General features: G+C 61.7%; 18 protein-coding genes and 1 tRNA gene. 10 read left to right on the forward strand and 9 right to left on the reverse strand.

Going from position 1 to position 22,556, the window contains the following annotated elements:
• Window positions 1-256: 256 nt before the first annotated feature.
• Window positions 257-799, forward strand: coding sequence for a DUF2617 family protein (locus PLANPX_RS24475; RefSeq protein WP_152101257.1), 543 nt, complete (start codon window positions 257-259; stop codon window positions 797-799).
• Window positions 800-963: 164 nt separating this feature from the next.
• On the opposite strand, the gene PLANPX_RS24480 is transcribed toward PLANPX_RS24475, so the two are convergent.
• From PLANPX_RS24480 to glyA, 4 genes are all read right to left on the reverse strand, one after another.
• The gene (locus tag PLANPX_RS24480) at window positions 964-1,800 is read right to left on the reverse strand and encodes an alpha/beta fold hydrolase (protein ID WP_152101258.1); all 837 of its coding nucleotides are present in this window, start codon (window positions 1,798-1,800) and stop codon (window positions 964-966) included.
• A gap of 161 nt (window positions 1,801-1,961) precedes the next feature.
• The gene (locus tag PLANPX_RS24485; RefSeq protein ID WP_172992310.1) at window positions 1,962-3,758 is read right to left on the reverse strand and encodes a hypothetical protein; all 1,797 of its coding nucleotides are present in this window, start codon (window positions 3,756-3,758) and stop codon (window positions 1,962-1,964) included.
• 191 nt (window positions 3,759-3,949) lie between these two features.
• Complete coding sequence (locus PLANPX_RS24490) at window positions 3,950-4,399, reverse strand: response regulator (protein ID WP_152101260.1); 450 nt, start codon at window positions 4,397-4,399, stop codon at window positions 3,950-3,952.
• 204 nt (window positions 4,400-4,603) lie between these two features.
• Window positions 4,604-5,878: a serine hydroxymethyltransferase gene (gene glyA, locus PLANPX_RS24495; RefSeq protein WP_152101261.1), complete on the reverse strand. Its 1,275-nt coding sequence runs from the start codon at window positions 5,876-5,878 to the stop codon at window positions 4,604-4,606.
• A gap of 601 nt (window positions 5,879-6,479) precedes the next feature.
• Here glyA and PLANPX_RS24500 point away from each other — a divergent pair.
• Window positions 6,480-9,320 carry a DUF1854 domain-containing protein gene (locus tag PLANPX_RS24500; RefSeq protein ID WP_152101262.1) on the forward strand — a complete coding sequence of 947 codons (2,841 nt, stop codon included), beginning with the start codon at window positions 6,480-6,482 and terminating at the stop codon, window positions 9,318-9,320.
• A gap of 59 nt (window positions 9,321-9,379) precedes the next feature.
• On the opposite strand, the gene PLANPX_RS24505 is transcribed toward PLANPX_RS24500, so the two are convergent.
• On the reverse strand, window positions 9,380-10,666 hold the full coding sequence (locus PLANPX_RS24505) for a hypothetical protein (RefSeq protein WP_152101263.1): 1,287 nt from the start codon (window positions 10,664-10,666) through the stop codon (window positions 9,380-9,382).
• A gap of 147 nt (window positions 10,667-10,813) precedes the next feature.
• Here PLANPX_RS24505 and PLANPX_RS24510 point away from each other — a divergent pair, with 147 nt between their 5' ends.
• Together PLANPX_RS24510 and PLANPX_RS24515 are read left to right on the forward strand one after the other, a co-directional pair.
• Window positions 10,814-11,503, forward strand: coding sequence for a metal-dependent hydrolase (locus PLANPX_RS24510; RefSeq protein ID WP_152101264.1), 690 nt, complete (start codon window positions 10,814-10,816; stop codon window positions 11,501-11,503).
• A 138-nt stretch (window positions 11,504-11,641) separates the two neighbouring features.
• Entirely contained in the window at window positions 11,642-12,577 is a 936-nt protein-coding gene (locus PLANPX_RS24515; RefSeq protein ID WP_152101265.1) for a DUF6263 family protein, read from the forward strand.
• Window positions 12,578-12,756: 179 nt separating this feature from the next.
• Here PLANPX_RS24515 and PLANPX_RS24520 read toward each other — a convergent pair whose 3' ends face one another.
• On the reverse strand, window positions 12,757-13,083 hold the full coding sequence (locus PLANPX_RS24520; RefSeq protein ID WP_152101266.1) for a Rieske (2Fe-2S) protein: 327 nt from the start codon (window positions 13,081-13,083) through the stop codon (window positions 12,757-12,759).
• A gap of 313 nt (window positions 13,084-13,396) precedes the next feature.
• Here PLANPX_RS24520 and PLANPX_RS24525 point away from each other — a divergent pair, with 313 nt between their 5' ends.
• From PLANPX_RS24525 to PLANPX_RS24550, 6 genes are all read left to right on the forward strand, one after another.
• Window positions 13,397-13,708, forward strand: a complete 312-nt coding sequence (locus PLANPX_RS24525) for a MazG nucleotide pyrophosphohydrolase domain-containing protein (RefSeq protein WP_152101267.1) — start codon at window positions 13,397-13,399, stop codon at window positions 13,706-13,708.
• A 68-nt stretch (window positions 13,709-13,776) separates the two neighbouring features.
• A complete protein-coding gene (locus tag PLANPX_RS24530) occupies window positions 13,777-16,047 on the forward strand; it encodes a hypothetical protein (RefSeq protein WP_152101268.1) in 2,271 nt (756 codons plus the stop codon).
• Between the two features lie 101 nt (window positions 16,048-16,148).
• Complete coding sequence (locus PLANPX_RS24535; protein WP_152101269.1) at window positions 16,149-17,075, forward strand: ABC transporter ATP-binding protein; 927 nt, start codon at window positions 16,149-16,151, stop codon at window positions 17,073-17,075.
• 187 nt (window positions 17,076-17,262) lie between these two features.
• Window positions 17,263-17,335, forward strand: a tRNA-Glu gene (locus tag PLANPX_RS24540).
• Window positions 17,336-17,529: 194 nt separating this feature from the next.
• Window positions 17,530-17,925, forward strand: a complete 396-nt coding sequence (locus tag PLANPX_RS24545; protein ID WP_152101270.1) for a hypothetical protein — start codon at window positions 17,530-17,532, stop codon at window positions 17,923-17,925.
• Between the two features lie 470 nt (window positions 17,926-18,395).
• A complete protein-coding gene (locus PLANPX_RS24550) occupies window positions 18,396-19,142 on the forward strand; it encodes a sugar phosphate isomerase/epimerase family protein (RefSeq protein WP_232536235.1) in 747 nt (248 codons plus the stop codon).
• Between the two features lie 67 nt (window positions 19,143-19,209).
• Here the strand turns inward: PLANPX_RS24550 and PLANPX_RS24555 are convergent, their stop codons facing one another.
• From PLANPX_RS24555 to PLANPX_RS24565, 3 genes are all read right to left on the reverse strand, one after another.
• Window positions 19,210-20,970, reverse strand: a complete 1,761-nt coding sequence (locus tag PLANPX_RS24555; RefSeq protein ID WP_152101272.1) for a LamG-like jellyroll fold domain-containing protein — start codon at window positions 20,968-20,970, stop codon at window positions 19,210-19,212.
• Complete coding sequence (locus tag PLANPX_RS24560) at window positions 20,967-21,479, reverse strand: sigma-70 family RNA polymerase sigma factor (protein WP_152101273.1); 513 nt, start codon at window positions 21,477-21,479, stop codon at window positions 20,967-20,969. The genes PLANPX_RS24555 and PLANPX_RS24560 overlap by 4 nt, the downstream gene beginning before the upstream one ends.
• A gap of 65 nt (window positions 21,480-21,544) precedes the next feature.
• On the reverse strand, window positions 21,545-22,546 hold the full coding sequence (locus tag PLANPX_RS24565) for a DUF1559 domain-containing protein (protein ID WP_152101274.1): 1,002 nt from the start codon (window positions 22,544-22,546) through the stop codon (window positions 21,545-21,547).
• Window positions 22,547-22,556: the final 10 nt, after the last annotated feature.

Raw genomic sequence — 22,556 nt, forward strand, 5'->3', positions numbered from 1 at the left:
TAGCACTGTCGCGCGGCGATCGCGTGCAGGTGCTCGGAATCTGTCAAGCTGAATGTGCGAAACAAACTTTGCGAATGAAATCCTCGTTTGTTCGCTTTCGCCGCTCCAAGTATAATCGGGGCTGACGAGTCGTTGTGCGACGCGAAGTATGCGGACGCCGCAGCGACTCGCCGACGACTCCCCAACCGCGAGACATGTGACGCCGACCTCCGCTAGCACGGCGCGTCGGCGTCAGATTTCATAAGAAGACTTATCCGTGATTTCCGTTCGCCCGAAGCTTGCCGAACTGGTTTATCAGCTGTACGGTCGCTCGCTCCATCCGGAGTTGTTCGACATCCAGCAATCGCGCACGGTCGAGCGGGGCGATTACAAGGCGACGGTCCAAATCACTACCGCCGGCCATGTCGTCACCTGGCAACATCGCGGGCTGACGCTCACCGAAGTAGCGGCCGGCGCCCACCACCCGCTGCCGCAACGCCGGCGGCTGATGTCGTACCGAGTGAAGGGCGAACGAACCGACCGCATCGAAATTCGTCCGGGCCTCACCTACGAAATGAGCTTCTCGCTTGAACCGGCCGACCACGAAAAGTTCGCCGCGTACCAACGCGAACTGACCCTCGCCGGCACTCGCCAAGGCATGCTGCAACGCTTCCAGCCGAGCGGCCGCTTCGAGACGGGCGCTCTCAGCTACGTGAACATCGAGTCGCGCGACAAGATGCTCTGCGTGCAAGCATTCCACACCTTCCCCGACGACTCAGCCGTGCTGAAGATCCAGTCGTGGTACCGCCTGGGCGGCTAAAAGCCGTCCCAGCAGCCGCCGGTCAACGACCGGCCGGAGCGGTGATCAAATGGGGAATGGTGAATGCCGAATGGGGAGCAGTGCATCGCCCCCATTCCACATTCAGCATTCCGCATTCTTTATTCGCTGCGGCGGCTCGTTGAGCCGCGGCTACTAGCGGAAGGCTACAGGTTGTAGCACTGCCGTGCGAATGCGGCGATCGCTGCGGTGACTGCCGCCGGGTTCTCCATCGGCGTCATGTGTCCGGCGTGTTCGATCTCGACGATCCGCACGTCGTCTTCGCCCGACTTTGCTAGCAGCTGGGCAAACTCGTGCAACTCGGCCGGCGGGCTGATGACGTCTTCGACGCCGACGATGCACAGCGAGTCGGCGGTGATCGCGTCGAGCTTGCCGCGAACGTCCTCGCGCCGGGCCATGCCGCGCTGCGCGGCGGCGACTGTTTCGGCCGATTGGCGCTCGATCATCGCTCGCAGCGCCACCTCGACCTCCGGCCGTAATTCGCGAGTCTCGGCGCCGAGCAACCGCGGAATCATCACGAGCGCCGGCGAGGAATTGCCCGCCTGCATCGCCGCCTCGGCCATCTTGAACCGCGCCGCGCGCGGTTCGTCGGCGTCGGCCGCTGCGCGAGTATCGCACGGAATCAGCCCGCGAATCCGCTCGGGCCAGCGCAACACCGCCTGCCAGCCGATGTAGCCGCCCATCGACAGCCCCGCCAGCACCACCGGTTCGCTGATCTGCAACCAATCGAGCAGCGCGATCACGTCGGCTGCATAACGCTCCATGCCGACGCCGTTCTCGGCGTCGCCGTCGGCTAAGTGCGAGTCGCCGAAGCCGCGCAGGTCGGGTGCGATGACGCGGAAGTGGGACTGCAGCGCAGCGATCTGTGCGTTCCACATCGTGTGATCGAGCGGAAAGCCATGGAGCAGCACAATCGGCGGCCCGGACCCAACGTCTTCGCAAGCCAGCCGCACGCCCTCAACATTGAACAATCGCTGTGCCATGATCGCTCCCTGACCGATTTCAAAGCGATGCGAATAGATTTATTGACAGGATAACAGGATTAAATAGATCGACAGGATCACGAGTTTATCAGCCCAAATCCAGTCGATCCTTTGCAATCCTGTGATCCTGTCCAGTCTTCGTTCGCGCGAAATTCGCAGGCTTACTTCTTCGCTTTCTCAAATTCCGCTAATTGCCGTTGCATGATCTGATACTGCGGCGCCCGCTCCACAGCCTTTTGCTGCGACTTGATCGCGTTGTCGACGTCGCCCGCCGAAAAGTAGCACCGCCCCAGCGTGTCGAGGTAGCTCGGCTCGTCCGGCGACAGCTCCAGCGAACGGAGCGAATGCTGTACCGCTTTCTGGTAGTCGGCTGCAGTCTGCTGCGTATTGCTCACGAGCCAGGCCCATTGGTTGTACTTCGACGGGTCTTCCGGCATCCGTTCGATCTCGTTGAGGTAAAGATCACTCATCTTGGCGATGCGATCGCGCGTCTGTTGCTTGAAAGCGTCGTCGACGCCCGGGATGCGCGCCATCGCGATCAGCACGTCGGGATCGCCGTCGTACTTTTCGTACGCCTTCTCAAGCGTTTCGCGTTCGGAGTCATACTCGCCGCGCGTGTGGTGATGGTTGGCGAGATATAGCAACTGCCGACCTTCTAACGCGTTGAGGTACGCTTGACCGTCAACCTGCTGCAGCAGCGTGCGCCGTGCGGCGCGATTTTCTTTCGCTTGGATCGCGACAAAAAAATCGGCCAGCACGTCCGACGCTGCTTTGTACTCCTGCCGATCGTGGAGCCACATCGCCAACTCACGGCGGGCGTACAGCGACTCGAAGTCGGTCGCCGGCAGCGCTTCGATCGCCGCGCGGTAGTCGCGGATCGCCCAGTCGACCGCGCCGATCGCCGCAATGCGTTCGGCGATGACCAGTCGTTCGAACTCGCTGTCAGGCTTCATCTCGAACGCGCGATCGGCAAGCTTGTTCGCCTGGTCGATCTGCTCGACTTTGCCCGTCTTCGCGAGCGCCGCCGCGTAGTAGTAGAGCAAGCTGCGATCGCCGTGGATTTTTCCGCGGTACTTATCGTAAACCTGATTGAGGACGTCCCATCGCTGGTGATCGACGATCCACTCGAGCGCCTGCACGACGCTCGAATTAAACTGCCGGCGATCATCCGCGCCGGCCATCAGATCGACGACCGCGAGGAGAGCGTTCGTCGTTTCGTCGGTCAGTTTCAGCTCGTCGCAAATCTTCAGCCGGCGCTGCAGAAGCGCGTAGACCGTGTAGTAATCTGTATCGGGCGATTTCTCCTCAAGCAGCTTTTGCTCCACATCAATGGCTTTACCCCACGCAGCAAGCGTCGCCTGGCGATCTTTTTGCTCTTGTAGCCAAAGCCCGATCCACTCGGTCGCCGGGCGATCGATCGTCTGCAACTCCTGCCGGCAAGCATCGGCTATCGCGGCCGTCTCTTCGGGAGTTAGTTCCGCGTCGAGAAGCGCAACCGCGGCATTGCGCGAGATTTTCGGCGCGTGGTCGAGGCGGGCAATACGGCAGAGCGCCGGCAGCCCCTGCCCTTTCGGCAACTCCGCCAGCGTGCGAATGCGGCTCTGCTTCTCGTCCGCGGAAAGATCGCCGAAACGCGACAACGCGCGACGAACTTCTTGCGAGTCCTGCGGCTGAATCCACTCCACCCGCATGCTCTGCAGGATGTACTTGGCCCGCTCGGCAATTTCGAGATCGTCGTTTTGCTCGGCCAGCTTCAGTTGGTCGTGGATGCCGGGGCCAAGCCGCATCAGTTCTTCTTCGGCGCGGCGACGCTGAGAGTACTGGTCGGAGCCGAGTTGCTTGATGAGCTCGTCGACCGATTGTTGCGGCGCTCTCGCGGCGACTTCCGGAGCAGGTTCTTGGGCGACGACGCTCGACGCGAAGAGAAGCAGACCGAGGGTTAGAAAACAGCGTTTCATCGCACCTCCAGACAGTTCCATCGGGGTGCCACTGGCGTGTCGCCAGTGGGAAGCTGGCACACGGTCTCCATCAGTTCCAGACAGCAGGCGGCCCCATCCTCAGGCTGTTGGCAAGTCGTCCGGCAGTCATGCCGTTTCAACACTTCCCACTGGCGACACGCCAGTGGCACCCAACTCATTTCACCGGACGCCTAGCGCTCGGCTTCCATTTGTTCGATGTAGCGGCGGAGGCGTTCCAGCTCATCCGAAACGTTCCGCAGCTTCAACATGTTCTCGACCCGCTTTACCAACGACACCTTGTCGACCGGCTTCGACAGGAAGTCGTCCGTTCCGGCGTCGACGGCCCGCTCCATGTCGCCATGCTCGTTGAGCGCGGTGACCATCAGAATCATGATGCCGCTGGTCGCCGGATCGCCCTTGAGCTTCTGGCAAACTTCGAAGCCGCTCAGCTTCGGCATCATCACGTCGAGCAAGATGAGATGCGGCTTGAACGACGCCGCCTTCTCCATCGTGTCTTGCCCATCGACGGCGACGGCAATCTCGACGTCGAGTTCGCTATCGGCCAGGTAGGCCTCCAGCAATTCAACGTTCGCCTCGTTGTCATCGGCGATCAGCACGCGGTCGCGGGTGGTGTCGGTCATCTTGCCTTCGCTGCAATTTGGAAATTCGATTGAAGGATGGACAGGATAACAGGATTGCTTGGATTGACAGGATGTTAAGAAAGTCCGTCAACCTTCAAGTGGAGAATGCTCTTCTCCGCCTCTTATTTATCCTGCATTTATCCCGTCGATCCGAACCAATCCTGTAATCCTGTCAAAGTTAAATCGACGCTGAATTCAGTCAGATCAAACAGCCGACGTCGCATCGGCAAACTGATCGGCCACGGTCGGCGCCGGGAAGTTGGCGCCCAACTCGCGAACCTGCTCACGAATGCCGGCATGCACCTTCGCATCGTCGACGGCACGGAGGGCTTCCAGCATCCAGCCGCCGATGGTCCGCATCTCGTCGACGCCCATGCCGCGGGTAGTGAGGGCCGGCGTGCCGACGCGGATGCCGCTCGGGTCCATCGGCTTGCGTTGGTCGTACGGAATCATGTTTTTGTTGACCGTGATGCCCGCGGCGTCGAGGGCGTGCTCGGCTTGCTTGCCGCCGATTCCCAGCGGGGTCACGTCGACCAGCATCAGGTGATTGTCGGTGCCGCCGCTCACTAGACGCAGGCCGCCCGCCGTCAGCACTTCGGCCAGGGCCTTCGCGTTGGCCATCACCTGCTTGATGTAGGTCTTGTACTCAGGCTGCAGCGCTTCGCCGAAGCAGACCGCCTTGCCGGCGATGACGTGCATCAGCGGGCCGCCTTGGATGCCGGGGAAGACGCGGCTGTTGATCGTCTTGCCGTACTCTTCCTTACTGAGGCACAGGCCGCCGCGCGGGCCGCGGAGCGTCTTGTGCGTGGTGGTCGTTACGAAGTCGGCGACCGGCACCGGGTTGTCGTGCAGTCCCGCAGCGACGAGTCCGGCATAGTGGGCCATGTCGACCATTAGCTTGGCGCCAACCTCGCGGGCGATCTCGGCAAACTTGCCGTGCGGAATCTCGCGGGGGTACGCGCTGGCGCCGGCGACGATCAGCTTCGGCTTGTGCTCGCGGGCAAGCTTGGCAATCTGATCGAAGTCGAGCCGGTGGTCGTTCTCGCGAACGCCGTAGCTGACGAAGTTGTAGAGCATGCCCGAAATGTTCAGCCGCATGCCGTGGGTGAGGTGGCCGCCGTGGGCGAGGTCGAGGCCCAGCACCGTGTCGCCCGGTTCGAGAGCGGCGAGGTAGATCGCCGTGTTCGCCTGCGAACCGCTGTGGGGCTGCACGTTGGCGAACTCGGCGCCAAACAGCTTCTTCGCCCGCTCGATGGCGAGGTTCTCTACCACGTCGACGTACTCGCAGCCGCCGTAGTATCGCTTGCCGGGGTAGCCCTCGGCGTACTTGTTCGTCAGCACGCTGCCGGCCGCCGCCATCACGGCGGGGCTCGTGTAGTTCTCGCTGGCGATCATTTCCAGGCCATCTTGCTGGCGCTGGATTTCGTCAGCGACGGCGGACCAAACTTCGGGATCAGCGGCGGCGAGGGGATTGCTCATCAACGGGGGCTCTTTGTGGGCTTAGCGACGTGTCGAGTTGGGGGCAAAAATGTTCCGCCATGCTAGCCCTCGGCTAGCCAGCCGAGGTTCCGTGGAACGCCGCGACATCGAGCGACCCGACAGGCATCGCAACTAATTATCGCAACTCCATTTAGACGCAACATTGTCATTGTCAGAGCACTGGCGGAGGGTGTCAATCGCCGCGAATCGCGCACGCGGCGCAAGCGCCAGCGTTCCGGCCAAGTCCCGCCAAGAATGGTCGTTGGGGGGCGAACTTCTATAATCCTATGTTCCCGCTCAGTTTTGGCAGCGGGGCCTCTGCGTGCCGCCCTCCGGCGGCCCCTGGCGACTTTCCCGCGATGCCCCACCTACCGCCGACTTACTGGCCGCCGATTTGACGCTTCCCCTGTGGGATCCGTTCCCTGTGGGAGGCGTCTCCGACGCCGATTCCGCTCACCACCACAAGCGGTGGTGGCTACGCAGCGCCGCTTCGGGGTCGGAGACCCCTCCCACATTTTGAGATCCCACATTGTTGAGATAGCACTTCCCCCGCACGGGTTCATCTTGCACGTTTCACCCGGAGACGATTATCACGACCGCTATGCTTCACGAAGAACTGCCGCTCGCCGTCAAGAAGGAACTCGACGTTCAGGGACTCAACGGGGTCCCGGTGCTGCTGTCGACCAGCACCGATCTTTCCCTCTCGGGGAAGCCGCGGCGGCATTGGATCGTCGCCACCCACGCCAACGTCGCGGCCGTCTCGGAGCAAGCCGAAGGCGAAGCGACCCAGCCGACGCCGCGCGTTGAAAGCTACGTCCCCGTCGCCGACGTGCAAGAGTTCCGCACCCAGGGCGCCGTCGGCTCCGGCTTCTTACAGGCGTACGTCGACGACCACTGGGTCGACCTGGCCCGCTATTCAAACGCTGAGGCCGATCGGTTCCACCGCGTCGCCCGTAGCCTCGAAGAACTGCGGACCACCGGCGCCATTGAGATCCACGAAGGCGAGACGTTACAGAAAACTCACTGCGAGAAGTGCGACCAGCGATTGCCGACGCCGGGCGAAGCCTGCCCGCGTTGCATTCCACGCAAGGCAATCCTCAGCCGGCTGGCCCAAATGTTGTGGCCCTACCGCGTGACGGCGGCGATCATGTGCGGCTTGATGCTGGTAGGTGTTGCGGCCGAATTGGTCCCACCGCGACTGCAGGCCTATCTGGTCGATCACATTCTCAACAACGGCCAGCGGACACTCAATCCGCAATCACTCGTCTCGGCGCTCATGGCCGTCGTATCAGCGCTCGCGATCGCTCGGGTCGTGCTGAGCCTCGTGAACTTCGCAAAGGGGCGCATGGCGACCCGCGTCGGCGTGACTCTCACCTTCGATCTGCGCGCGAAGCTGGTTGAGAAACTTCACTCGCTGGGACTCGGCTACTACGACCGCCATCAAGTCGGCTCGATCACCAGCCGCGTCGCCTACGACAGCGAAGTGATCCAAAGCTTGCTGCAGCAAATCACCGGCGGCTTCCTATTGCAAATCGTCCAAGTGACGGCCGTCGGCGTCATGCTCTTCACCATCAACCCCAAGCTGGCCATCTACACCTTGATCCCGGCGCCGCTGGTGATCATCGGCAGTTGGTACTTCTGGAAGCGGGTCCACCCGAAGCATTACCGCTACTGGGATAGCAGCAGCAAACAGGCGGGGATGCTGTCGGGAATGCTGTCGGGAATCCGCGTCGTGAAGGCGTTCGCTCAGGAAGATCGCGAGTACTCCCGCTTCAATCGCATCAGCGACTACCTCCGCACCTCGCGGATTCACGTTGATTACTCGACCGCGGCCTTCTCGGCAACGATGCAGCTGATTTTCAGCCTCGGCGGCTTAATCGTCTGGTATGTCGGCGGTCGAGACGTTCTCTCCGGAAAGATGACCATCGGCGAACTCATGGGCTTTCTCGCGTATCTCGCGATGTTCTACACGCCGCTGGCGACGCTCTCGCAGTTCACCACTTGGCTCACCAACTTCCTCACCGGCTGCCAACGGGTGTTTGAGTTGCTCGACACGCCGGTGGAATCGACCGATCCCGCCGAGCCGGTCGACCTGCCAGAAGTGCAAGGCCGCATCGAGTTCGACAAGGTGACCTTCGGGTACGAACGCCACCAGCCGGTGCTACGCGACGTCAACTTCGCCATCGAACCGGGCGAGACGATCGGCATCGTCGGCAAGAGCGGCAGCGGCAAAACAACGCTCGTGAACCTGCTCTGCCGGTTCTACGACGTCAACGAAGGCCGCGTCCTCGTCGACGGGGTCGACGTGCGGCAACTCGCCTCCAATCAACTCCGGCGACAAGTCGGCGTCGTGTTGCAAGAACCGTTCATGTTCCGCGGCACGATCTGGGACAACCTCGTGTACGGCCTGCCGACGAGCAGCCAAGAGCAAGCGATCGCCGCGGCGAAGGCGGCCCAGTCGCACGAGTTTATTCTTAACTCGCCGCTGGGGTACGACACCTGGCTCGGCGAGCGGGGCGCCGGCCTTTCCGGCGGCGAGCGCCAACGCCTCTCGATCGCTCGGGCGATTTTGTACGATCCGCCGATCTTGGTCCTCGACGAAGCGACGAGCAGCGTCGACGCCGAGAGCGAGCAAGCGATCCAGCAGGCGCTCAAAGCGCTCACCCGCGGACGGACGACGATCGCGATCGCCCACCGGCTGTCGACGCTGCGTGATGCACATCGAATTCTGGTGTTCGACCGCGGCCGCTTGGTGGAACAAGGAAGCCACGAGCAGCTCATCGCTGAGAACGGCCGCTATGCGAAACTCGTGCGACTGCAGTCGCAGACTTCGCCAAAGGCTTCGATCGACGATCTGCTTGAGAAGGCCGATGACGGCAGCGCCGACGAAGCAAAGGCAACCGCCGAGCAAGACGCCGCGGCCGAAGCGAAGAAGTTCCTGCCGAAGTGGCTGCTGCCGGGCGATGCCGAGATCTGCGCCGGCGCTCGCGACACGATGACGGTCGTCCTCGCGAATGACCAAGTCCACCGCGGCGTCTTCGCGGTGAACTTGTTCCCCGCGACGAACCCCGAAGACTACATCAGCCTTCGCGTCTGGACCCGCGACGGCGAGCAACAAGAAGTCGGCATCCTCCGCAACCTGAAGGAGTGGCCGGCGGAAGCGCGGCAGCTCGTCCGCTCGGCGCTCGATCGCCGTTACTTCCTGCAAACGATCGACGGCGTCGACGCCATCAGCCTCGAACTCGGCCACCTCCACTGCGACGTCCGCACCCCGCACGGCCCGCGAAGGTTCACGATGCGGTGGAGCCAAAGCCAGGTGCAAGACTTCGGCGAGCGCGGCAAAATGCTGCTCGACCTCGACGACAACCGCTTCCTGGTGCCCGACGTGCAGACGCTGCCGCCGAAGGAGCGGGAGTTGTTCCAGCGGTATGTTTATTGGTAAGCGTCGACGAGTCGACGCGCTTAGCCCCCGGTCAGTGACCGGGGGTAGCACGGCGTCGGTCAATCAGCGGGTGCAATCTCCACTTCGACTGCCCCGCCATTATCCCCCAGCTTCGCCGGCGAGTCGTTCACCCGTAGGCAAAGCACGCCGTCGCTCTTCGGTTGAATGACCGCCGCGCTGCCGATCAGCAGCGGTCTGGCGAACGACGGGTCGCCCTCGCTCGGCTTCGCGCTCGCGATGGCGCCAAGCAAGACGCCTAGCGGCATGCCGTCGTGATACTCGATCGTCACGCCGTTAGGTTCGCAGGGCCACGGTTCGCCGTCGTTGGCAATTTGAAACTGGCCCTTCGCGCTGACGCGGTACGACTTGCCCGCTTCTAACTTCCAGCCAGTCGCCTGCCAGCCGCGGTCGGCGGCGATGGAGACCTCCGTCGCGCCGCGCTTGGCGGCGGGTTGCAACGCGATCGCCATTCGTTCGAAATCGTAGCCGTAGTCGAGTTGAGCAACGAACGCCGCCCACTGCTGGTTGAGCAACCGCCATTTGGGGCCGTAGGCCGCTCGGAACTTGTCGTTGAACGCCGGGTCGGCAACGACGCCCTTCAACGACCTAAACTCCTCGCGAAACGCCGGCGTCCCATCTAGCATCGACGCCAGCGCCCAGGTCCACGCGTAGTGCTCGGTATCAAGCTGCCGGCGATTGTCGACTTCGATTACCGCTTCAATGGGCCAAGGCTTCCCAGCCTTCACGGCGTCTCGAACGATCTTCACCCGCCCCCACATCGGCACGCCCTCTTTCGACGCCGGCATCACGCCGAGTTCCAGCTGGCCATCCTGCCAGCGATGCGTGCCGAGCAGTTCGGCCATCCCCTCCATGTACCACCCTGCCCCGGCGCCGCCGAGTTGCGTCTGCATGAACGCGTGCGTTCCCTCGTGCAGCAGCAAATGGCGGCGATAGTAGTCGCTCGGCTGCTCGACGAGCCAGAACTCGTAGTTGCGGTTGTATCCGTTGGCGAAGTCGCGATTCTCTTCCGGCAGCAGCCCGAGCGCCGCAAACTTCTCCCGATCGCTGATGAGGAAGCCGACGAACTTGCCGCGTACGGAGCGCTCGTCGAGTTCAAAATATTTGGCCCACAGCGGAATCGCCGCGTCGAACACGGCGGGCAGCTCGTCGACGGCGGGGCTCAACGGCAAATCGGTGAACAGGCGAATGTGCTGGCCCGTCAGTTCGCGAATGCCAGCCGCCGCGGCGCGCTCGGCGTCGACCTCGCGCGGCAGCGGGGCGTTGGCAGCGTGAGCAATTGGCGCGTTCACCGCCAGCACTGCCGCGCACGCGATTGCGAACGCCAACAAACAGATTCTCGAAAGACGCAACCGCATGCCCACCCCATTCGCCATTCCGCCGAAGCCATTTCGCCCCGACGCTTGCCTCCATTGTACCCACCGGGGTACAAGTGCAGGCAGCGCGTCCACCGTCACTTGCCCGCGAGAATCCGCATGTCCGTTACAATCACCTGGCTCGGCCACTCCTGTTTCGCCCTCGAAGCCGACGGCCAACGCCTATTGATCGACCCCTTCCTGAACGACAACTCCGCCGCTCCCATCAAAGCGGCCCAAGCCGAGGCCGATTTCATCCTCCTCACCCACGGCCATTTCGACCACGTGGCCGACGCCCCGGCGATCGCCAAGCGAACCGGCGCCATGGTGCTGGCGAACTTTGAAGTGTGCGAGTGGCTCAAACGCGAAGGCGTCTCTGAAGACAAAGTCATCCCGATGAATCCCGGCGGCAGCGTCAAGCCGCCGTTCGGCCGCGTGAAGTTCACCATCGCCCACCATAGCTCCAGCACGCCCGACGGAGCCTACGGCGGCGTGCCGGGCGGGCTGCTCATCGAGATTGCCGGCAAGCGGCTCTACTTCGCCGGCGATACGGCCCTGTTCCTCGACATGAAGCTGATCGGCCTCGGCGGACTCGACCTCGCGGTGCTGCCGATCGGCGACCAGTTTACAATGGGCCCCGAGGACGCGGTCGAGGCGGTGAAGTTCCTGAACCCCAAGAAAGTCGCGCCCTGCCACTACAATACTTGGCCGCCGATCGCCCAAGACGCTGGCGCCTGGGCCGAGCTAGTTCGCCGGCAAACCGCGGCGGAGCCGATCGTGGTCGAACCGGGCGGCAAGTTCGTGGTATGATTCAGCCGGCCTGAAGACCCCTCCCGTAAAGGGAGGGGCTCGCCAGGGGCCTTTGCGCCGCTTCGCTCCTTATTCCTTAACATCTTCGACATTGATACCGCTGCTCTTCGAACAGTCGACCATACGGAACAACAAAACATGCCGTCGCTCATCGCCCCTACGGTTCGCGCCGCCTTCGCTACGCTCCTGCTCGCCTCGGCCACTGTCGCTCAAGCCGCCGATGCGATCGCTTGGAAGTTCTCGCCCGGTTTGGTGAACCGCTTCCAAATGAACCAGGAAACCAAGGTCACCAAGACTGGCGCCGGCGGCGACATGTCGGTCGATACGCTGCTCACCATCGACCTGTCGTGGGCCGTGAAGGAAGTGAACGCCGACGGCTCGGCCGTACTCGAACAGAAGATCGACCGCATGCGGATGACGGTGACGACGAGCGACGGGTTGAAGTCGGAAATCGACACCGACTCGAAGGATCCCGCCCAAGGCCAAGCGGCGATGGCGGCGCCGCTGCTCAAGGCGATCACCGGCAACGTCTTCATCATCACGATGACCCCGCGCGGCGAAGTGACGAACGTCGTCGTTCCCGATGCGGTCACCGAAGCGCTTAAGAATCAACCCGGCGCACCGCAAATGGGCGAACTCGCCAGTGCCGAAGGTTTTAAGAAGCTCGTCGGCCAGGCGTCGTTCGTATTGCCTGAGGGACTCACCGTTGGCAAGGAGTGGACCAGCACGACGGAATCGAAGCTCCCGGTCGTTGGTACGCAAAAAGCTGTGACCACCTACAAGTTCGAAGGCCCGATCGACCAAGAAGGAACGAAGCTTGAGAAGTTTACCGCCAAGGTCGACATCAGCTTCTCCGGCGGCGAGGTGACGGTTGAAGTGCCGAGCCAAGAATCAAACGGCGAGATTCTATTCAACGCCGAGGCGGGCCGGCTCGAACAATCGAAGATCACGCAGGTAACGAATCTGAAGATTTCGAACCTGAAGATTCCGGAACTGAAGGACGCCGCAGGCCAGGTCGTCGAACAGAAGATCGAGCAAACGATCGGCGTGAAGTGGGTGCCGGACGTGAAGTAACCGCCGCCCCAAGTAGCCGCCGGTCAACGACCGGCCGGAGCGGAAATCAAATGGGGAATGCTGAATGTGGAGTGGGGTAGGATCACGAGCGCCTCCCTCATCCCCCATTCAGCATTCCCCATTCAGCATTCCCCATTCGCCATTACTTCGTTCCGCTCCAGCGGCTCGTTGAGCCGCGGCTACTCCGCCTTCGTCGGCGTCGTGCGGACCTGGATCTCATCCCCAACGACCCGCGTCTCGAACGCGTCGATCTTGATCCGCGGATTGTCGCACCACGTCCCGTCGCACACCGAAAAGTGCCAGGCGTGCCAGGGGCAAGTCACCACCCCCTCGGCGTCCATATATCCGGCGCCAAGCGACGCCCCCATGTGCGGGCACAAATCGTCGATTGCGAAATACTCGCCCCCGCGATTGAACACGGCCACCAGCCGCTCGCCGACCTGAAACGTCCCCCCCTGCCCCTCGGCAATGGCTCCCACGCGGGCAACGGTGACAAACTCAGACATACGGGCAATTCGCTTGGTGGCAGATGGAGCCGTTGAGCTTACCCCCCCAACGGCCGCCGCTCAACGACGAGTAGCCGCGGCTCAACGAGCCGCCGGAGCGGAACTCGAACAAGGGCGAATGGGGAGGAAACTCACGCACGACTCTTCCCTCCCCTCATTCCCCATTCCCCATTCTTTCCGCCCCGCTCCGGCCGGTCGTTGAACGGCGGCTACCATTCGCTGGCGGCTACTACAGTCGCCACGCGGCCAATTCCGAGTACAATATCCATTCCGTCATTCGGATTTCGTCATTCGTCATTCAGCGTCTCCGCCTATGCCAGCCGACGTTTCGCTCCGCGAGTTCCAGCAACTCATACGCGGGATGTATCACGAGAAGGACGTTGCCCGCGGCGTCGACGGGACGTTCATGTGGCTGATGGAGGAGGTGGGCGAACTCGCCGCCGCCCTTCGCGAAGGGACGCACGAAGAACAGGCGATGGAGTTCGCCGACGTGCTCGCCTGGCTGACGACGATCGCCAACGTGGCAGGGATCGACCTCTCGGCCGCTCTGGAAAAGAAGTACGGCGGCGGCTGCCCCGGCTGCGGCCACCTCATTTGCACCTGCGACGATGCGGAGAAGCCGTGAGCGATTCCCCGCTGAAGCCAACCGCAATTTCTAGCCCCGAGCTCCGCCCGGGGGTCGAACGGCGCTCCATGCCGCAACGGTTCGCGGCGCTACCCCCTGGCGGAGCCAGGGGCTGGAAATGCACCTTTGCCTCGCTCTGCTGCGCGCTCATCGTGGCGACCTCGTCGCTCGCGCGCGCTCAAGAACCCGCCCCCGCCAAGCTCGCCATCACCCAACTTAAAATCGGCTTCGGCGGCGAATATAAGTTCGGCTGCTGGACGCCTGTTGAAGTCGTCATCCAGGGCGGCGGCGACGCGTTCACCGGCACCGTGCAAGTCATCACCCCCGACCCTGAAGGGGTGCCGACCTCCGTCTTCACTCCCGCCGATCGTCCCGTCGGAGTCTTCGCCGGCAAAACATCCTCAGCGCGACTCTTCATTCGCCCCGGGCAAGATGGCGCCAAGTACGAAGTTCGACTGCTCGACGAGCAGGGCCGCACGCGCACCAGTAAACAATTCATCCCCAACGCCGAACCTGGCGATGAATTCATCCCGTTTGGCAGTCCCGCGACAAGTCGCTTCATCGCGACGTTCGGGATGCAGCGCGGGCTCGGCGAACTAACTCGTTCCGACGGCAGCCAAGACAGCGCGACTGCGACCGAGGCCGTCAAAATCGACGACGCCGCTGAACTGCCGACCGAATGGTACGGCTACGAAGCGTTCGACCTCGTCGTCCTCGGCGGCGGTGATGCGGAACTCTACCGCCCGCTTACCGCCAACCCGGCTCGCATCGAAGCCCTCCGCAAGTGGGTCGAACTTGGCGGCCGGCTCGTCATCTTTTGCGGCGGCAACGCTCCCGAATTGATCGGGCCCGACGGCCCGCTGGCGACGTTCGTGCCGGGCCGTTTCGACGACATGTCGACACTCCGCGAGGCTCAGCCAATCGAAGGCTTCGCCGTCGCGAACGAATCGATCCCCGGCGGCGCGAACCTGCGGTTGCAGACACCGCGCATCGTCGATGTTGAGGGCCGTATCCTCGCCTTCTCCGGCCAGAATTCCAGCGACCTACCGCTCGTGATTCGCGCTCGACGCGGCCTGGGCGAGGTGACATTCGTCGCGTTCGATCCCGACGTCGCGCCGCTAAGCGATTGGGGCGGGCGGACCAACCTCCTCCGCCAAGCCCTCCAGTGGCCCTCCGCCGAAACATCGACGAACCAGTACGGCTATCAAGACGACATGACCGATCGCCTCCGTCGCGCTCTCGACGCATCGTTCGAAGGCGTCACCACGGCGCCGTTCGGTTTGGTGGCGCTGCTGGTGATCGGGTACATCTTGCTCATCGGCCCCGGCGACTACTTCCTGGTGAAGAACCTGCTGCGGCGGATGGAATTGACGTGGATCACGTTCCCGCTGATGGTCGTCGGCGTCTCCTTCGCCGCGTACTGGGCCGCTCACTGGATGAAAGGCAACAGCCTCCGCGTCAATCAAGTCGAGTTCGTCGACGTCGACGTTGCCAATGGCGCCGCGCGCGGCACCGTCTACACCCACTTCTTCAGCCCCCGTGTCGAACGCTACAACCTGTCCCTAGCGTCCTCCTTCGCAAAGAAACCAATCAGCGAGCCGGGTCGTCCCGACCTCGGCGCCGGCGATCCCTCCCTAGTCGCCTGGCTAGGCGCCACCGGCTACGGCCTCGACGGCATGCGCAGCAGCGGCGCTCAAGCCACCCTCTTCGAGAGCGGCTATGCCTTCAACCCGCCGCTCACCGAAATGAACGGCCTCCCGGTTCAGGAGTGGTCGACGCGAACGCTCATCGGTCGCTGGACCGGCGCACTCGACGAACCAATCGTCGCCGAACTTCGCAGCCTCGACGACGACCTAGTCGCGGGCCATCTCACCAACCGCACCGGCGTCGCGCTAACCGATTGCGTGCTGATGCATGGCCGCTACGCCTACGCCCTGCCCGATCTCGCCGACGGCGCGGTCGCGACGATCGACGATACGATCCAACCGACGCAAGTTCGCACCGCCCTGCTGAAAGTCTCCGGCAAACAAACCGCGAGCCAACCCGGCAGCGGTCCGATCACGCTCGACGTCAACGGCATCGACGTCAACGAACTCGCCGTGGCGATGATGTTCTACAACGCCCTCGGCGGAGAAAGTTACGCCCAGGGCCCGAACCGCTACCAGCCGTTCCTCGACATGACGAAACTCCTTGCCGGCAAGCAAGCGATCCTGCTCGCCCGCGGCGTCGACGACCCCGGCTCGAACTGGAAAAACGGCGACCTCCCCCTCGCCAGCGACCACGACCGCCGCTGGGTGTACTATCGGTTTGTGATTCCGTTGGAAGAGGAAGATGAGTAGCGAGTTACGAGCCGCGAGTTTCGAGTGAATGAACTTTCGCTCGACGCTCCGACCGCTAACCCGTCGCTCGCAACTCGAAACTCCTAACTCGCAACTCTCCCATGATCGAAGCCCGCGACCTCACCAAAAAGTACGGCGACCTCTACGCGATCCATAAGATCGACCTGAAGCTCGAACGCGGCGACGTGTTCGGCTTCATCGGTCCGAACGGCGCCGGCAAGACGACGACGATGCGAATCCTTGCGACGCTCCTCAACCCCACCTGGGGCGAAGCGTACGTCGGCGGCTATTCGATCTACTCGAAGCCGAAGGAAATTCGCCGCATCATCGGCTACATGCCCGACTTCTTCGGCGTGTACGACAACATGAAGGTGATCGAGTACCTCGAGTTCTTCGCCGCGGCCTATCGCATTAAAGGCGCCGCGCGGCGGAAGATCTGCGACGAGGTGCTCGAACTCGTCGACCTCGGCTACAAACGCGAAGCCCTCGTTACCAGCCTCTCGCGCGGCATGACGCAGCGTCTCGGCCTCGCCCGCGTGCTGCTCCACGACCCGCAGGTGCTTCTGCTCGACGAACCAGCCAGCGGCCTCGATCCGCGGGCTCGCATCGAAATCCGCGGCCTGCTCAAAGAGCTCCGCAACATGGGCAAGACCATCATGGTCTCCAGCCACATCCTGCCGGAGCTCGCCGACATCTGCAACAAGGTCGGCATCATCGAGCGGGGCGAACTCCACTACAACGACACCGTCGACGAGCTGATGAAACTCGTCCGCCAGCAAACGGTCCTGCGGATCGGCATCGCCGGCGACAGCGACCCCGCGGCGCGGTTGATCGAACAAGCCAGCTACGTCGAGAAGGTCGAAGCCCACGACGGCCAGCTGCGGGTGACGCTCACCGCCGGCGAGCACGACTACAGCGAGCTATCGCAAGCGCTCGTCGCCGCCGGCCACCGCCTGACGCGGCTCACCGAGGAAGAAATCAACCTTGAAACGGCGTTCATGGCGCTCACGAAGGGAATTACGTCTTAAGGAAATTTGTCCGTTGTCAGTGGTCAGTGGTCAGTTGCTATTTATGGCAGCAAGCGCCCGGCGATAGCCGCAACTGACGACGGACCACTGACAACTGACGAGCCCCCAGAAAACGCGACCAGCCGCAAACCGCCCCGATTGACAACCCGCCCCTGATGGCGGAAAATTCTTGATTCACGTCACTTGCGCCCCGTTCGTCTAGTGGCCCAGGACAGCGCCCTCTCACGGCGCAGACAGGGGTTCGACTCCCCTACGGGGTATACTGTTCGCTTGTACAGAATCGCACCGACTTGCACGGCGAGTCGGATTAGCCCGGGATTCCCGGGCTTTTTTCGTTTCCAGTGACTCTACGAGTTTCGGTGCAGGAGAGTGCTGCGCCGGATTTTACCCCGGGGTCCGCGGCCGTTGCCCGCTGAAGTGCACCGGCGTAATCTTCTTCTGTGACCTGAAGATAATGCTTCGACGCCATCTGAGCAGAGTTGCCAATCCACTCGCAGACGACGTGCAGGGGATTCTCTTTCACCAAGTCCGTTTCTCGCGACGCCTGGAGATTCTGGAGCAGTCGCCCCCACGGTTTTACCCCGGCCGTCCACGGAACCTCTCGCAGTCCAGCTCGCGTGATGCGGTGAAGCTTTGCCCCGATGCAGTCTACGTGAAGCGCGACTTCCGTTGGTACGAGGCCCTCAGTCGGCGGATGCTCGACTTAGTGAAGAAAATCAGCCCTCGCGTCGAGTTCTACTCGATCGACGAATCGTTCTGCGAAGTCACAGAGGTTGCCCCTCGCGGCTTGCAGGCAACCATCATGCAGCGGGTCAGCGTGCGAATTGGGACTTCGGTTCGCTCGTCTTAGCCGGCGCGTGCCGCTTCTGTCGGAATACCGTGTTCTACAGCTGGAACGCCGCTGCCAGCTTAGATTTGCCCACAAGCGGCTTTATTGTGAGACATGACCGAATCCTCTGGTGAATCGCGTTGAGGGTCTACTCCTTCACGGCTGGCGGCCCCACGCGTTTCGGTATCGCTGAACGAGGCAGGAATAGATCCGTTAGCGAACGCCGACCTCATCAAGTATCATAGGAACATTATTATTCATCTATCCGAGCTCCGGCTCGACCGCTCCCTCGCGATCTGGCCAGTCCGCCGCGAATGTACACTCCTCCTCTGGATCGCCGAAGTTTCTTGACCAGGCTGAGCGGAACGACCCTCGGAGCCGTTACCGCAGCGGCTGGCGGGGCATCGTGGCTCCACGCGGCGCAAGATGCGCCGCTATTCTCGATTTCGCTTGCTGAATGGTCAGTTCATCAGGCCTTATTCAAAGGTAGGATGAACCACCTCGACTTTCCCGCGTTCGCAAAGCGCGAGTGCGGAATCGATGCGGTCGAGTACGTTAATCAGTTCTTCATGAAGCATGCCAAGGATGACAAGTACCTCGCTGCGCTAAAGCAACGTTGCGTCGACGAGGGAGTAACAAGCGTCCTGATCATGTGCGATGGCGAAGGAGACCTTGGAGCGCCCGACCGCGCGGCTCGTAGCGAGGCGGTTGCAAACCACCGCAAGTGGGTCGATGCGGCGCTCGCGCTGGGGTGCCACGCGGTTCGCGTCAACGCCCATTCAACCGGCACGCGCGACGAGCAGGTGAAACTCGTCGCCGATGGCTTACGTCAGCTCGCCGAGCATGCGGCTCCCCATGGGCTCAACGTCCTTGTGGAAAATCATGGCGGATTTTCATCGGACGGAGCGTGGGTCGCGGAAGTCATGCGAAAGGTCGACTTGCCGAACTGCGGAACGCTTCCAGACTTCGGCAACTTCAACGACTACGACCGCTACCAAGGCGTCGCCGAGATGATGCCGTTTGCCAAAGGGATCAGTGCAAAAAGCTTCCGATTTAACGACGAGGGGAATGAAACCGAAACTGACTTTAAGCGGATGATGGAGATCGCCGTCCGCGCTGGCTTCCATGGCTACGTCGGCATCGAATGGGAAGGAAAAGTTCCGGCCCAGGAGCGCGAAGGGATTCTGCTGACAAAGCAACTACTAGAGCGAGTCCGCGAGTCACTCGCTTCAAAGTAAGCTCAATAGCTCAAGCCATCACATGCTTGAGGCCGCGGTTCCCGTCGCGCTGCAAACCAAGGGTTCATTACGACCCTGGCTTCCCGGCTTCGTAGATCTCCGCGACTTCAGCAGCCGACAACGGCGTGTCGAAAATGATGAACTCATCGACCCGACCATTCAAGCTCCGAGTCCGATAGGTGCTGTAGTCTTGCGGCGTCCAGTTGCCGAGCTCCGCAGTTCCGATGCGCAGCGGCGTCGCGACGGTAATCTTTTCCGCGCTGACTTCCACGCCGTCGACATAGTGATGAACGGTCCCCGTCTCGCCGTTGTAAACGCAGGCGAGATGGACCCATCGCCCCAGATCATTCGAATTGATCACCGACGGCGAGTAAAAGTCATGAGAGAATTCGGGATCCGCCTTCACGCCCAGCAATAGCTGTCCGGTTTCGGTAATCTGCCAATGGAGCTCGCCCTGCTCGTGGCCGTCGCACAGCATCAGCGAGCTTAGCCAGCGCTCAAGCCCCTCGATGCGAACCCAGACGGAGAATGAGGCTGAGGCGTATTCTCCGGGCACGTTGATGCGAACGCGGTCGCTCGTCCGCTTGAACTCCAAGGCGCTCTTCCCGTTCCAACGCCCTGTGGTCCAGTGGCAACCGACGATCGCCCCGTTCAAGATCGCGTTGTCGTGCGAACTCTTGTTACGAATCTCACGCTCCCAGCCGTCCTGGTTATCGAAGTCGTAGTAGAGCAGCACATTGGGCTGCGATCTTAATTGCCGGCTATACGCGAACCACTCCTGGTGACGCCGCTGCTGAGCCGCCTCGGAAATTTCCAGCAACTGCTTCCGGCCGATCAATTCCGATTCACGCCCCTCGATCCGCGCCAAATTGCCGGCGATGTTCGAGCGAACAGCCTTCCCTTTCGTCAACAACTCCGCCAGCACGCGATCCTCAGGACGGATGTCCCATAGCTCTACTTCGCCGTCGAGGACATGAAACTCGCTGACGCCCTCTTCCTCAACTTTGACGGTGAACTCCGTGCCAAGGTCAACAGCCGCATAGGACGGCGTGTCGATGGTGAAGCCCTTCGCATGCTTGGGGACGTGCGCTCTGATTTTCCCTAAGCGGCAAATGACGCGATCAGCCGACACCAATTCGAAGTCGGCCGGACCTTCGATAATGGCGACGGCGCCCGTGAAAAACTCGACTTGAATCAAACCTTCGTCGAGCCGAAATCTACCGGGCTCCAGCGGACCGCCAGCACGAATCGCCGAGTTGGCGTCACCCCACTTGGCGCCAGTCGCCTGGCTCAGCATGGCGACGGCTCGCGACTTCTCTTCCGTCGCATTTGGCGCCGTCCGAATTGGCGGCACGCTCAAATTGGCCGCAGGAAGCGAATCGGTGCTCGCGGCAGGCTGGGCGTCGACTAGCAACGGCTTGTCGCCTCGGCTTCCACGATTTAGGTACGCACCGATGCCCAGCAGAATCGCCGCAGCTACGGCGGCCGCTACCCACTGCCGTTTCGTGAATCGCGAACGCCGCTGCTCCGCGGCGAGCTGCGTCTGCGGCGTTACGGACTGGTAATCGTCGCTAGGCGCCGCTAGCGACAGCGGCTGCTTGCGCAACACCGGAGGATTCGCATTCTCCAACCCCGCACTAAAATCGAGGTGGAGCAAGACGTGCACGCGCATAATCGCGCAATACATATCCTGCAGTTCCGGATTGTCGCGCAGTAATTCTCCCAGGCGTTCACGCTCGTCCGTCGTCAACTCGCCGTCGATGAGTTGCGACAACAGCTTGCGGGCTTCGCGTGCCGGCTCGTCGGCGGGGTATCGCGGGGCAGTCATAGCGTGGCGGCCCTCTTGCGCTCGATGCAATCCCCCAACGTCGTCCGCACTCGCATGAGCGTCATTCGAATGGCGCCCTCCGACTTACCATGCTTCTTAGCGATTGCGGTGATCGAACTCCCCGGCCAGTACCGCTCGCGGATGAGCGTTCGCAGATCCTCCGGCAAAGAAGCTAGGCAGTGACGCAGCGCCACCCGTACTTCATCTTCGTCCGCCGCGACTGGCCGAGCCGCAAGTTGCGCGATCACCGCCTCGTCGAAGACATGCTTGTCGCGCCGCTGGTCACGAATGTACGCCAGGGTGCTGTAATAGGCGACCTTGCGCGACCAGGCGGTGAAATCCATCTCCTCGGAGTACTCGTCGGCCTTTCTCCACAGTACCAAATTCGCCTGCTGCAACACGTTGTTAGCGTCGTGAACGTCACCGATCAACATCGCGATGTAGCTGAAGAGGCTGGTTTGAGAGCCAGTAAGCAGTTGCACGAATTTGTCGCGACTCGACTCTTGCATGGATGCGCCAAGCACCGCACTAAAGAATTGCCGCCCACGGTAAAAAGGGCGACATAAACTCAATCCTACAGGCTGCTCAGATCCACAACTTCACCGTCGGCACGGCTCGCCAAACGGTTGAGGATCTGGTAGTCGATATCATATTTGATTGCGTGGACCGCGCCATCAGCGAATACTGAGTTTGCGATCGCTGCATGCGCAGACCCAAAGCAATAGCCATACGCGCGGTCATCGACTTCCGGATCGACGTCTACGTCTGCTCGAAAAGGGAACATCGTTGACCGCATCGTGTCCGGATCCCAACCGTCGGACCAACCGCGATCATCGTGCCAGTCGCCAGTGTCATACTTGGACGGATGCAAACGCTTCTCTGCGATGACGAGCGTGTTTGATAGCCCATCCTCGATGCGTCGCACCGTGATTGGGGGATCCAATCCAGGGACGGAATAAGGTGGGATGCCATCTCGAACTACCCAATTCGTTCTGACGATGACGCCTGAGAAAGCCATCCCAGTCTTCACGTAGGCCAAACAGCCGTAGTCACCACAGTCCTGCCGCCCCCACACTTCGCCGGGGTCTTTATAAATAGTCCCCGGCTGCGCCGATGCGTAGTCAGTCAGATAGGGCTGCGTACCGCCATAATCGTCGGCATAGCGTGTTGGGCCACGACGGGAGGGGCAGTTATACATGCTTATGTAAACCGACGCGATTTGGGCGGTCGTCGTTAGATTGCGAACCGCACCTTGCTCCATGTAGGGCAGAATTTGAAACGCCCATCCCAGCCCCTGTTTGTCAGGCCCATTGACCTTTCCATTGGTGCTGAAGCTGGCGATATCTGGCCCCACGTGCGTGCCGCCCGTCGGAAAAATCTTCATCGCGCTTTCGTGATTGCTGAGCGCTAGCCCTACCTGCTTAAGATTATTTTGACACTGCGAACGCCGCGCTGCTTCTCTCGCCGCTTGGACGGCGGGAAGTAGTAGTGCTACCAGCACGCCGATAATCGCAATGACGACGAGCAGCTCTACTAGCGTGAATCCATTCTTCGCGAATTTACTACGTATCGACATAGAGGAGGTT

This window comes from Lacipirellula parvula, from assembly GCF_009177095.1.
GTDB classification, from domain to species: domain Bacteria; phylum Planctomycetota; class Planctomycetia; order Pirellulales; family Lacipirellulaceae; genus Lacipirellula; species Lacipirellula parvula.